The 12,156-nt window shown below is 73.0% G+C and carries 8 protein-coding genes and 1 riboswitch; of the genes, 4 read left to right on the top strand and 4 right to left on the bottom strand.

Annotated elements, in window-relative coordinates; genetic code table 11:
* Positions 1–43: 43 nt before the first annotated feature.
* The gene (locus ACIGXO_RS03030) at positions 44–1,129 is read right to left on the bottom strand and encodes a class I mannose-6-phosphate isomerase (protein WP_399779389.1); all 1,086 of its coding nucleotides are present in this window, start codon (positions 1,127–1,129) and stop codon (positions 44–46) included.
* 226 nt (positions 1,130–1,355) lie between these two features.
* On the opposite strand from ACIGXO_RS03030, the gene ACIGXO_RS03025 reads away from it, so the two are divergent.
* From ACIGXO_RS03025 to ACIGXO_RS03015, 3 genes are all read left to right on the top strand, one after another.
* Positions 1,356–2,492, top strand: a complete 1,137-nt coding sequence (locus tag ACIGXO_RS03025; RefSeq protein WP_399779387.1) for an acyltransferase family protein — start codon at positions 1,356–1,358, stop codon at positions 2,490–2,492.
* Between the two features lie 217 nt (positions 2,493–2,709).
* On the top strand, positions 2,710–4,077 hold the full coding sequence (locus tag ACIGXO_RS03020) for a bifunctional o-acetylhomoserine/o-acetylserine sulfhydrylase (RefSeq protein ID WP_399779386.1): 1,368 nt from the start codon (positions 2,710–2,712) through the stop codon (positions 4,075–4,077).
* Positions 4,074–5,225 carry a homoserine O-acetyltransferase gene (locus tag ACIGXO_RS03015; RefSeq protein ID WP_399779984.1) on the top strand — a complete coding sequence of 384 codons (1,152 nt, stop codon included), beginning with the start codon at positions 4,074–4,076 and terminating at the stop codon, positions 5,223–5,225. The genes ACIGXO_RS03020 and ACIGXO_RS03015 overlap by 4 nt, the downstream gene beginning before the upstream one ends.
* Positions 5,226–5,241: 16 nt before the next feature.
* On the opposite strand, the gene ACIGXO_RS03010 is transcribed toward ACIGXO_RS03015, so the two are convergent.
* Positions 5,242–7,434: an FUSC family protein gene (locus ACIGXO_RS03010; protein WP_399779981.1), complete on the bottom strand. Its 2,193-nt coding sequence runs from the start codon at positions 7,432–7,434 to the stop codon at positions 5,242–5,244.
* A gap of 389 nt (positions 7,435–7,823) precedes the next feature.
* On the bottom strand, positions 7,824–8,513 hold the full coding sequence (locus tag ACIGXO_RS03005; protein ID WP_399779384.1) for a nitroreductase family protein: 690 nt from the start codon (positions 8,511–8,513) through the stop codon (positions 7,824–7,826).
* Positions 8,514–8,619: 106 nt separating this feature from the next.
* Here ACIGXO_RS03005 and ACIGXO_RS03000 point away from each other — a divergent pair, with 106 nt between their 5' ends.
* Positions 8,620–9,234 carry a TetR/AcrR family transcriptional regulator gene (locus tag ACIGXO_RS03000; RefSeq protein ID WP_399779382.1) on the top strand — a complete coding sequence of 205 codons (615 nt, stop codon included), beginning with the start codon at positions 8,620–8,622 and terminating at the stop codon, positions 9,232–9,234.
* A 148-nt stretch (positions 9,235–9,382) separates the two neighbouring features.
* Here the strand turns inward: ACIGXO_RS03000 and metE are convergent, their stop codons facing one another.
* Positions 9,383–11,713, bottom strand: coding sequence for a 5-methyltetrahydropteroyltriglutamate--homocysteine S-methyltransferase (metE, locus tag ACIGXO_RS02995; protein ID WP_399779380.1), 2,331 nt, complete (start codon positions 11,711–11,713; stop codon positions 9,383–9,385).
* A gap of 154 nt (positions 11,714–11,867) precedes the next feature.
* Positions 11,868–12,088: riboswitch (cobalamin riboswitch) on the bottom strand.
* Positions 12,089–12,156 lie beyond the last annotated feature (68 nt).

Below are 12,156 nucleotides of genomic sequence, written 5' to 3'. Positions count from 1 at the left end.
ATCGCCTGCCTCAGGCAACCAAGGGAAGCGCTTTGGGGGTTGATCACGCGTTTCGGGGAACAACCGCTCCCGTGTTCGTGTGTTCGGTGCTGGAGGGGTGGAGCGGGGTGCGGAGGCCCCGATCGGGGGCGGGGAGGTAGCCGAGGAGGACGTCTGTCGGGCCGTGGATCTCTACTCGGCCGAGCGCTGCGGGGAGCAGTAGGGTTTTGGCCCGGCCGAGTGGCTCGCTTCCCGTGGCGTGCACCACGGTTGTCGGCGGGCCCACGTTGCTCAGCACGGTGGCGGTGTTGAACGAGTGGACCAGCGGGGCCGGGGCGCTCCCGGTGCTCCCGGCCCGCGTTCGCCAGCGCTCCAGCGCGAAATAGGGCCCGGCGCAGAGCAGCCGGCGCTCGACGTCGTCGGGTGACGGCAGCCGCACTCCCGGGTGGAACTCCGGTCGCGGCTCCGGCTTCCACTCGTCCAGCAGCGCCTCGATGTTCGCCCGCCACTCCGCCTCGGTCAGCGGCGAACCGTCCTCCATGCGGTGCCGCATCGCGTGCTGCTGCAGGTCCGAGGTCTGCTCGATCTCGTACACCAGCGTGTCGGGCCCGAAGCGGTGCAGCGTCCCGGCCGGTACGTACAGGGTGTCGCCCGCGCGGACCGGCAGTCGGCGCAGTACGGAGGCGAAGTCCTGGTCGAGCAGCGCCTGCCGCAGCCGTGCGCGGACCACCCCTGGGTGCACGCCCGCGAACGCGGTGGCGCCGGGCGGGGCGTCGAGGACGTGCCACGCCTCGGTCTTGCCGTTCGGCTCGCCCTCCCTCTCGCGGGCCGCGGCGTCGTCGGGGTGGAGGTGGACCGGGAGCGGGTGGTGGCCGTCGATGAACTTGGTCAGGAGCGGGAAGCGCGGGCCGCCGCGCCAGTCCCTCCCGACCAGCTCGCCGGGGTGCTCGAGGGTCAGCCGCCGCAGGGACCACCCGGCGAAGGCACCGTTGCCGATCCGCGCGCCCTCCCCGTCCACGTCGCTGACCTCCCAGGTCTCGGCGACCGGCCCCTCGGGCAGCCCGCCGCGCCCGAGCCCGTCGGGGATGGCCCGGCCGCCGAAGACGTGCTGCTTCACGGGCGTGGTCAGCCGCAGGGGGTACCAGTCCATGTGCCCAGTGTCACGCCGCGGCCATAGCCCCGCACGGCCGGGTGCCGCCGCCCCGCACAGCCAGGTGCTCCCGTCCGGGGAGGCCGCCCGGCCTTCCGCCGACACCCGCCGATACACCCTCCGACACCCCCTTCCCGCGGCATTCGACGCCGCACCCCATAGCCCCCTAGGGTCGTCCCCTACAACGTGTAGGAGGGAACACCGCGGTCATCGCCGAGGAGGTCACGTGGGGCAGCGCTCGCCGGACACGCAGGGGGACACGCAGGGCACGGGACGCGATCCGTTCTTCGACAACGCGAAGCTGCTGGCCATGGTGCTGGTGGTGGCCGGGCACGCCTGGCAGCCGCTCAAGGACAGCCACGCCGTGTGGTCCGGCTATCTGTTCCTTTACATGTTCCACATGCCGCTGTTCATCGTGATCTCCGGCTACTTCTCGCGGAGCTTCGCCTTCAAGCCCGAGCAGGGCAAACGGCTGATCACCGGGGTCGCCGTGCCGTACCTCGTCTTCGAGGCCGCGTACACCCTCTACGGCAACGCCGTCGACGGCCGTCACAACGACCTCAGCCTGCTCTCCCCGTGGTACCTCACCTGGTTCCTCGCGGCGCTCTTCGTATGGCGGCTCACCGCCCCGGTGTGGCGTGCGATGCGCTGGTACCTCGCGGTCGGCCTGGCCCTCGCCGCCGCGCTGATCGGCGCGGCCACCCCGTTGAGCGGCGTGCTCAACCTCGCCCGCGTGCTGCAGTTCCTGCCGTTCTTCGTGATCGGGCTCGTGCTGCGCCCCGAGCACTGGCAGCTGCTGCGGGCACGGTGGGTACGGATCGCCTCGGTGCCGGTACTGGTGGGCGGCGCGGCCATGGCGTACTGGGTCAAGGGCCGGATGACCGCGCAGTGGGCCATGCACAACCACAGCTGGGAGGATCTGCACGTCTCGTGGCCGGTCGGGATGGCGATGACACTGGCCACGACCGCCTGCTCGCTGGTCCTCGCGGCGGCGTTCCTGGCCTGGGTCCCGCGCCGCCGCACCTGGTTCACCCAGCTCGGCGCCGGCACCCTCTGCGCCTACCTGCTGCACGGCTTCTTCGTGCGCACGGCCGCCTGGAAGGGCTGGTTCGACGCGCCCTTCTGGCACATCCCGGCCGGCGAGCTGACCGTCACCGCCTTCGGCGTCGCCCTCGCGCTGGCACTCACCTCGCCCCCGGTCCGCCGCTTCTTCCGGCCGGTCATGGAGCCGCGGCTGGACTGGGCGTTCCGCCTGCCCGGGGCCGCGCCCGACCGCCCCAGGTCCCGCCCCGCCCCGGATCACGCACCCGAAGAGGCCCGGGTACCGGCCGCGAGCCAGGGGAGCCGCACGACGTCCGGCTGAGGCCGGCGGCGTTCGCGCACGTTCGGCCGGGCCACAACTCCCCGGTATGTCCGCGGTGTTGCGGCCGCGTGGCCGGTATTGCAGGTTCGTGGCCAACTGCCGTACGGCCTTCCAGGCGTACCGCACCGCGTTCTACGGTCCGTGGCACCGGTCCATGAACGAGTGCGGCAAGGGCCCTGCCGCCGCCGGTTCCGCCCCCGAGCGTGCGAGGCCAGACATGAGCAGCCAGCCCATCGATTCCGTGACCGCGGGACACACCCCGAACGACGGCTCCCGGCAGGAGGACCCCGCCGCCGGCTGGTCCTTCGAGACCCGGCAGATCCACGCGGGCGCCGCGCCCGACCCGGCCACCGGCGCCCGCGCCACGCCGATCTACCAGACGACGTCGTTCGTCTTCCGCGACACTCAGCACGCGGCCGACCTGTTCTCGCTCGCCGAGCCCGGCAACATCTACACCCGGATCCACAACCCCACGCAGGACGTGCTGGAGCAGCGGATCGCCGCGCTGGAGGGCGGTGTCGCCGCCGTCGCGCTCGCCTCCGGACAGGCCGCCGAGACCCTCGCGATCCTGACCCTGGCCGGCGCCGGGGACCACATCGTCGCCGCCAGCTCGCTCTACGGCGGTACGTACAACCTCTTCCGGCACACGCTCCCGCGGCTCGGCATCGAGGTGTCCTTTGTCGACGATTCGGATGATCTCGACGCCTGGCGGGCCGCCGTCCGGCCGCACACCAAGGCGTTCTTCGCGGAGACGCTGGGCAATCCGCGCGGCAACGTCCTGGACGTCCGCGGTGTCGCCGACGCGGCGCACGAGGCCGGGCTGCCGCTGATCGCCGACAACACCGTGCCCACCCCGTACCTCCTGCGGCCCATCGAGCACGGCGCGGACATCGTGGTGCACTCGGCGACCAAGTTCCTCGGCGGGCACGGGACGACGATCGGCGGTGTCGTGGTCGACGCCGGTACGTTCGACTTCGGCGCGCACGCCGAGCGGTTCGCGGACTTCCAGGCGCCCGACCCCAGCTACCACGGCCTGCGGTACTGGCCCGACCTCGGCCCCGGCGCGTTCGCCGCCAAGCTCCGCGTCCAGCTGCTGCGCGACCTCGGCCCCGCGCTCTCGCCGCACTCCGCCTTCCTGCTTCTGCAGGGCGTCGAGACGCTGAGCCTGCGCCTGGAACGGCACACCGCCAACGCGCTCGCGCTCGCGGAGTGGCTGGAGCGGCGCGACGAGGTGTCCGCCGTGCACTACCCGGGCCTGCCGTCCAACCGCTGGTACGAGGCGGGGCGGCGCTATCTGCCGCGTGGCGCCGGAGCCGTGCTCGCGTTCGAGCTGCGGGACGGCGTCGAGGCGGGCAAGCGGTTCGTGGACGCGGTCGGCCTCTTCAGCCACCTCGCGAACATCGGCGACGTCCGCAGCCTGATCATCCACCCCGCCTCCACGACGCACAGCCAGCTCGACGAGGAGCAGCTGGCGGCGACGGGCACCGCGCCGGGGCTGGTGCGCCTGTCGGTCGGGCTGGAGAACGCGGATGACCTCAAGGCCGACCTGGAGGCGGGGTTCCGGGCCGCGAAGGCGGCGTCCTGAGCACGGCCGCGGCCACCGTTTCCCTCCCGCCGGCCACAGGCGCCTGGCGGGAGGGGGACCCGCCCGGCCGCCGCGCCTGGGTGACGCTGCCGCGGGCGCTGCCCCTGGAGGCGGGCGGGACGCTGGCGGGCGTACGGATCGCGTACGAGACCTGGGGGCGGCTCGCCCCGGACGCGTCCAACGCCGTACTGCTCCTGCACGCGCTGACCGGCGACAGCCACGCCGCCGGTCCGGCCGGTCCCGGACACCCGTCCGCGGGCTGGTGGGACGCCCTGATCGGGCCCGGCGCGCCGCTGGACACCCGCCGCTGGTACATCGTGGTGCCCAACGTGCTGGGCGGCTGCCAGGGCAGTACCGGCCCGGCCTCCCTGCGCAACGCCACCGAGCGGTGGGGGCCGGACTTCCCGTACCTGACCCAGCGCGACCAGGTGGCCGCCGAGGCGGCGCTCGCCGACGCGCTGGGCGTCCGGCGCTGGGCCGCGGTCATCGGCGGCTCCATGGGCGGGATGCGCGCGCTGGAGTGGGCCGTGAGCCGCCCCGAGCGCACGGGCGCGCTGCTGGCGCTCGCCTGCCCCGCCGCGTCCTCCGCCGAGCAGATCGCCTGGGGCTCGATCCAGACCGCCGCGATCCGCGCCGACCCGGGGTGGCGGGACGGGCGGTACCACGACGCGCCGCCGGGCGGCGGGCCGCACCGCGGCCTCGGCCTCGCCCGCCGCATCGCCCATGTGACGTACCGCAGCGAGCCGGAGCTGGCAGCGCGCTTCGGGCAGACCCCGCAGCCCGGCGAGAACCCCTGGCGGGGCGGGCGGTACCAGGTCGCCTCCTACCTCGACCATCACGCCGCGAAGCTGGTCCGCCGCTTCGACGCGGGGAGTTACGTCACGCTGGTCGACGCGATGAACGGCCATGACATCGGCCGCGGCCGGGGCGGCACGGCGGCCGCGCTGCGCCGGGCCCGGATGCCGGCGCTGATCGCGGGCGTCGACTCCGACCGGCTCTACCCGCTCGCACAACAGGCGGAGCTGGCGGCCGCCCTGCCCGGCGCCGACCACCTGCGCACCATCGAGTCGCCGTACGGCCACGACGGCTTCCTCATCGAGACGGAGCAGGTGGGGGCGCTGGTGACGGAGCTGCTGAGCCGGGCGTGACGGCGCCGGGACGCGCTCAGCCCGTGGTGCCCACATTGCGGCCCGACACCGGGACCTCCAGCGGGCGGGCGAGGCCGATCACGCCCTCGTCGAGGCGCTGGAGGTGGCGCAGGACGCGGAAGGTGACCGTGCCCGAGGCGGGTCCGGCGGTGCCGTTCGCCTCCAGTACCGAGGCGATGCTCGCGCCGGAGGAGACCTCGCCGCGAGTGCTCTCGTCCACGACGCGCGCGACGATGATGTCGATGTTCCGCGCGATGCGCTTGCCGGCCCGCTCCAGCCGCGGATCGGCGGCGACGTTCTTGCTGTACGGCACGAGCTCGGCCGTCGCCGCCAGCGAACGGGCGTGGTACGCGCAGGTCTCCAGCAGCGCCACCAGATAGCGGGCCGTCTGCCGGCGCCCCCGCAGCGGCGTGATCGGGTGCGTCAGCGGCTGCGTGGAGGCACGCAGATCGTCCAGCGCCGAGTCCAGGTCGCGCGCCATGTCCAGCAGGTCGGCGGCGGGGCCGCCACTGAGCTGCGACACCGCGGCCGTCACCACGTCGCGCAGCCGCTCCAGCACCGTGCCCAGCAGCTCGTCCGTGCGGCGGTCGGTGTGCACCGGCAGCACCAGCACCGCGGCGATGATGCCGCAGGCCGCGCCGAGCGCCGTCTCCTCGATGCGCAGCACCAGCACGGCCAGGCTGTAGGTGTTCAGCAGCGTGTAGAGCAGGCCCAGCATCGCGGTGACGCAGAAGGACATCAGCGCGTACGACAGCGGCGCCGTGAAGAACATCCCGAAGATGAGGAGCAGTACGAGGGCGAACGCGAGCCAGGTGTTGTTCCCGACGAGCCCCGCGAGCGCGACACCGGCGACCACGCCGAGGACCGTGCCCACCAGCCGGCGGTAGCCCTTGACCAGGATCTCGCCCGTCGAGGCGGTGTTGAGGAAGACGACCCAGCAGGTCAGCACCGCCCAGTACCAGCGCTGGCTGGAGAGGAACTCACCGCCGATGATGGCCAGCGTCGAGCCCACCGCGACCTGGAAGGCGGCCCGCGTGGTGGGCCGCTGCAGTCCGGTGCGCTCGTCGGCGGCCTCCTCGGCCGCCTCGTCCAGACCGGCCATCGCGACGTCCTCGGCGTCGAACTCCTCGCGGGAGCGGGCCGTCGCGGGCGTGTCGTCGGACGCGTCCTGCGGACCGTCCAGCGCGAGCCGCAGACCCAGCACGGCGCGCGCGGCCTCACCGATGCCGCGGAAGACGTCCTGCACGGCGGGCGAGGCCGCGGGCAGCTTGTCCTCGTCGCGGTAGCCGAGCAGTCGGTTCCGTACGTGGGCCAGGGCCATGCCGCGGTCGTCGGCACCGCGGCGCGCGATCAGCAGGTGCAGCGCGCCCAGATCCCGGCGCAGGGTGCGGGTCGCGGCGTCCTCGCTCGGCAGCCGCTCGGCGGCGACCTGCACCGGCGCGTGCGGCAGATGCATCGTGATGGTGTCCGCGCGCTCGGCGCTGCGCGCGTTGAGCAGGATGACGCCCAGCCGCTCGGCGGCGATCTCGGCGTCGGCGATACGGCGCTGCAGCCGCGCCGCCGTGGCCTCGTCCCGGGTCCCCTCCTCCAGCCGGCCCTGGATCATCAGGGCCGCCTCGTGCAGCCGGGCGGTGCGCCGCCGCAGACTGTCCAGGACCTTGTCCAGGTCGTCGTCCGGAGTGGCGTCGAGCAGCTCCATCTGCGCCGCCACCAGCTGCGCGAGCCGCGCCCTGAACGCCTCGCGGAGCCGCCGCAGGGTGCGCTGGGGCGTCTCCGGTACGAGGGCGAAACGGGCGACCGCGCTGCACGCGAACGCGACGGCCAGCGTCAGATACAGCTCCGGCAGCGCGCCGACGGTGGCCTGCACGAACAGTGACACGAAGTAGACCTGGAAGCCGATCAGGCCGAGGGCCGTGCCGCGGTCGCCGAACCGCCGCCCGTACACCGCACCGAAGATCAGCAGGACGAAGAAGATGTCACCGGCGATGATCCGGGTGTGCAGCAGCGCCCCCAGCGACATCGCGGCGAGCGCGACGAGCAGGCCGCACGCGAGCGTGACGGCCTGGCCGCGCACCTCCTTCTCCTTGATCGCGAAGGTGGCGACCATGGCCGCCATGGCGCCCGCCACCATGTGCGTGACATCCGTGCCGAGCAGCGCGAGGACGGCCAGGGCCAGCACGATCGCGCCGACCGTCCGCAGCCCCGCCATCAGCCGCAGCAGTCCCGGGTCGGACGCCGCGAAGCGGTCCCAGGTACGAATGCCGGCCCGCCGTGTCGCTGCTATCACGCTGCCGTACTCTCCCGATGCTCGCCATGATCCAAGGAGGCCCCAGCATCGCATGAGTCACGCCCCGGTACCGAGGTCGGCGTTCCGGCGACCGCCGACGGCCGCGAGCATCAGGAAGGTCGGCGGAGGGCCGGGCATTTTCGTTCGGATCATCGGGCTGACCGCAGGAAGATACCGGCGATGTGGAGTCCGGCCTGTTGGCCGGCCCGTTCCGGAATCACCGCGCGGACGCCGCGCTTGCGTGGATGACCGCCCCGGACTGTCACCCGGAACGACCGTGACCTCGCGCCTGCCGGCTCACACAAAACCGCCTAGTCGTGGAAGGCCGTGGTCGACTCGAGTGGGGCCCGCTCGGCCTTGACCCGATTCACCGGCGCCGTCTCGTCGGCGTACCCGAAGGAGATGCCGACGAGCAGCTTCCCTCCAGTGACGCCGAGTTCGGTGCGGACGGTGTCGGCGTAGAAGCTCAACAGTCCCTGCGGGCAACTGTCCACGCCGTAGGCGGTCATCGCCAGGAGCAGTGTCTGCATGTAGGCGCCGACATCCGCGGCCAGTCGGGCCTCTCCGTCACCGTGGACGAAGAGGAAGGCCGCGTGCGGCGCGCCGTAGAAGCGCAGGCTTTGCGCGTCGTAGGCCGCACGTGCCGTGTGATCGTCGGGGCCGATGCCCAGCGCCCCGTACAGTTCGGCGCCGAACGCCGCCCGACGGGTCTGGTGCACCGGCGAGTACATCCCCTCGGAATACGGGAAGTCCACCGAGGTGCGCCGTTCGGCGTGGGCCGTCTGCAGGGCACCGGCCAGGCGCTGACGTGCCGCGCCGCTCACCACCTCCACCTGCCACGGTTGGGCGTTGGAGTTGGACGGCGCGGTGCCGGCCAGCGAGAAGATCCTGCGCATCGTGTCCTCGGGCACGGGTTCCGGGCGGAACGCGCGGGTCGCGTGACGGCCGCGTATCAGCTTCTCCGCGCAACTGCTCAGCTCAGTGGGGACGGACCTGCTCATGGAACTCCTTGATGACGAAAGAGCTTATGTAAACGGTTGCGTTTACATGCGAGGTCACCGTAACGCGCCAGACCGACCTAAGTAAACGCGTGCGTATACTTACTTCATGAACACGACCGTGAGTACGACGGCCACGGGAGCCCGGCGGCGAGGGCGCGGCGGGCGGGAGCGCATTCTGGCTGCCGCCGCCCGGCTGTTCGCGACCCAGGGCATCAGCGCGACCGGCATGGAACAGGTCGCCGAGGAAGCGCCGGTGTCCAAGCGGACGCTCTACCTGCACTTTCGGACCAAGAACGATCTGGTCGTCGCCCACTTGCAGGGCCTCGCACTGTCGGGGGCCACCCTCGAAGGCGTGCTGACCCGCGAGGACATCCCTCCGCGTGAGCGGATCCGCAGGTTGTTCGATCCGCCGGTGGCGGACGCGGCTCCGGTGCGTGGGTGTCCGTTCATCGATGCCGCCGCGGAGTTCCCCGACCCGGAGAGCGCGGTGCACTCCTACGCCCGGGAGCAGAAGCTGCGCATGGTGCAACTGATCGTCGCGGTGGTGACGGAGCTGGGCTGCCGCGAACCCCTCCCACTCGCCGAGCAGCTGGCCACCCTCGCGGACGGGGCGGCCAGCCGTGCCATGGTGCTGGACGATGCGGACTACGGTCGGCATGCGCGGGCGGCGGCGGAAGTCCTCCTCGATCAGGCTCTGCAGGGAAAGACGGGAAAGGGCTGACGCGGAAGACGGCGGGGCAGGCGGCCGGGGCCCGCAAAGGGGGCCCCGGCCGGCGAACCGGCCTGAGAAGACAGCCACGGTCTACCTGGCCGGTCTCCACGTCGCAGGCGTCTTCCTCCGGCCCGCGCGGTGAACCGAACGAAAGCCCCTAGCGGGTGTCCCGCCGCGTCAGGACCGTCCGGCGGACGCGGTGGGCCGCCGCGACCAGGTGCTCCAGTGACGTACGGGTCTCCGGCCAGCCCCTGGTCTTCAGGCCGCAGTCGGGGTTGACCCACAGCCGCTCGGCGGGAACGGCCGTCAGCGCCGCGCGGATCAGGGCCTCGATCTCGTCGGGGTCCGGGACGCGCGGCGAGTGGATGTCGTAGACACCCGGGCCGACCTCGCGCGGGTACCCGGCGGCGGCCAGCTCGCCCGCCACCCGCATATGGGAGCGCGCCGCCTCCAGGCTGATCACATCGGCGTCGAGGTCGTCGATGGCCGGCAGGATGTCGCCGAACTCGGCGTAGCACATGTGCGTATGGATCTGGGTGTCGGGCCGCACGCCGCCGGTGGCGAGCCGGAACGCCTCGGTGGCCCAGGCCAGATACGCCGCGTGGTCGGCGGCGCGCAGCGGGAGCGTCTCGCGCAGCGCCGGCTCGTCCACCTGGATCACCGAGGTGCCCGCAGCCTCCAGATCGGCCACCTCGTCGCGCAGCGCCAGCGCGACCTGGCGCGCGGTGTCGGCGAGCGGCTGGTCGTCGCGGACGAAGGACCAGGCCAGCATGGTGACCGGGCCGGTGAGCATGCCCTTGACCGGCCGCCCGGTGAGCGACTGCGCGTACCGGGTCCAGCGCACCGTCATCGGCTCCGGGCGCGAGACGTCACCGGCCAGCACCGGCGGGCGGACGTAACGGGTGCCGTAGGACTGGACCCAGCCGTGCCGGGTGGCGAGGTAGCCGGTCAGCCGCTCGGCGAAGTGCTGCACCATGTCGTTGCGTTCCGGCTCGCCGTGCACCAGGACGTCGAGCCCGGCCTTCTCCTGGAAGGCGACGACCTCGCGGATCTCCGCCGCGATGCGCTCCTCGTACGCGGCGTCGTCGATCCGCCCGGCGCGCAGGTCGGCGCGCGCGGTGCGCAGCGCGGCCGTCTGCGGGAAGGAGCCGATGGTGGTCGTGGGCAGCGGCGGCAGGCCGAGGTGGGCGCGCTGTGCGGCGGACCGCTCGGGGTACGGCTGGGAGCGCCGGCAGTCGGCGGCGGTGACGGCCGCGGCGCGGGCCCGGACGGCCGGGTCGTGGGTGAGCGCCGCGCCGCTGCGGGAGGCGAGGTCGGCGCGGTTGGCGGCGAGTTCGGCGGCGATGACGCCGGTGCCGTGCGTCAGCCCGCGGGCCAGGGTGACGAGCTCGGCGGTCTTCTGCCGGGCGAAGGCGAGCCAGCGGCCGATCTGCGGGTCGATGTCGCGCTCGGCGGCCGCGTCCAGCGGGACGTGCAGCAGCGAGCAGGAGGCCGCCACGTCCACCCGGTCGGCCAGGCCCAGCAGCGTGCCGAGGGTGGCGAGGGACTTCTCGTGGTCGTCGATCCAGACGTTGCGGCCGTTGACGACGCCCGCGACCAGCCGCTTGCCGGGCAGCCCGCCGGCCGCCGCGAGGTCGTCCAGGTTGCCGGCCGCCGCCTCGGTGAAGTCCATCGCCAGCCCCTCGACGGGGGACTTGGCCAGTACGGGCAGGGCCTCGCCGAGGCGGCCGAAGTAGGTCGCGACGAGCAGTTGCGGGCGGTCGGTGAGGGCGCCGAGGTCGCGGTAGGCACGGGCCGCCGCGTTGAGTTCGGCCGGGGTGCGGTCCTGCACGAGCGCCGGCTCGTCCAGCTGGACCCACTCGGCTCCGGCTGCCCGCAGATCGGCGAGGACCTCCGCGTACACGGGCAGCAGCCGGTCGAGCAGGGTCAGCGGCTCGAAGCCGGGGTCGACACCGGGGGCGGGCTTGGCGAGCAGCAGGTAGGTCACGGGACCGACCAGGACGGGCCGTGCGGTGTGGCCGAGCGCGCGGGCCTCACGCAGCTCGCCGGCCTGCTTGCGCGAGTCGGCCGAGAACACCGTGTCCGGGCCCAGTTCCGGCACCAGGTAGTGGTAGTTGGTGTCGAACCACTTGGTCATCTCCAGCGGCGCCGCGTCCTGCGTGCCGCGGGCCATGGCGAAGTACCCGTCCAGGGCGTCCGTTTCGACGGCGGCGCGGTGCCGGCCGGGGATCGCGCCGACCATGACGCTGGTGTCCAGCACATGGTCGTAGTACGAGAAGTCGCCGGTCGGCACCTCGTGCAGGCCCGCCTCGGCCAGCTGTCCCCAGACGGAACGGCGCAGGTCCGCGGCGGTCTCCCGGAGCGCGTCGGCGGTGACGCGGCCCTTCCAGTACCCCTCGACCGCCTTCTTCAGCTCCCGGTCCGGACCCTGCCGGGGATAGCCGTACACGGTGGCCCGTACGGCCGTGGCGGTGTTCTTGCTGGTCACGTTGCTCTCCTTCGCGAGCGTGTCTCCGAGTGCCCGGCGACGGGCACGAGAGCGCGAAGGGAGTGCACAGCGGACGGGCCGTCACGCACTCGTGTGCCGCGTCCCTGCTGTACGCCGACCCGCCCTCGAGGTCACCGGGAGGCCGCACACGACAGGTCGCGTGCGGGCAACGGGCAGGTCTTCGGACTCACGAGCACGTCCGCGCCCAAGGCACGGACACCTACTGGCCGTCGCTTCCCGGACCCGGTCGGTCCAGTGCGTATGACGGCGGTCGTTCCCGCTCACCGCTGCGGGGCAGTCCCGGATTCCCACCGGGTTCCCTCTTGCGACGCGCCTGTCTGGCGGACAGGGCGAACCAGCTGCACGGGTCAGGCTATGCCCTGCCCCCGTCCGCGTGCCATCACCCCCCCGGTCCGGGCGGCGCACGCCTCGCCGCCCGGCGC

Origin of the sequence: Streptomyces sp. NPDC053542, from assembly GCF_044544685.1 — a bacterium.
Lineage (GTDB): Bacteria > Actinomycetota > Actinomycetes > Streptomycetales > Streptomycetaceae > Streptomyces.
This window is presented reverse-complemented; position numbering and strand designations above follow the sequence as displayed.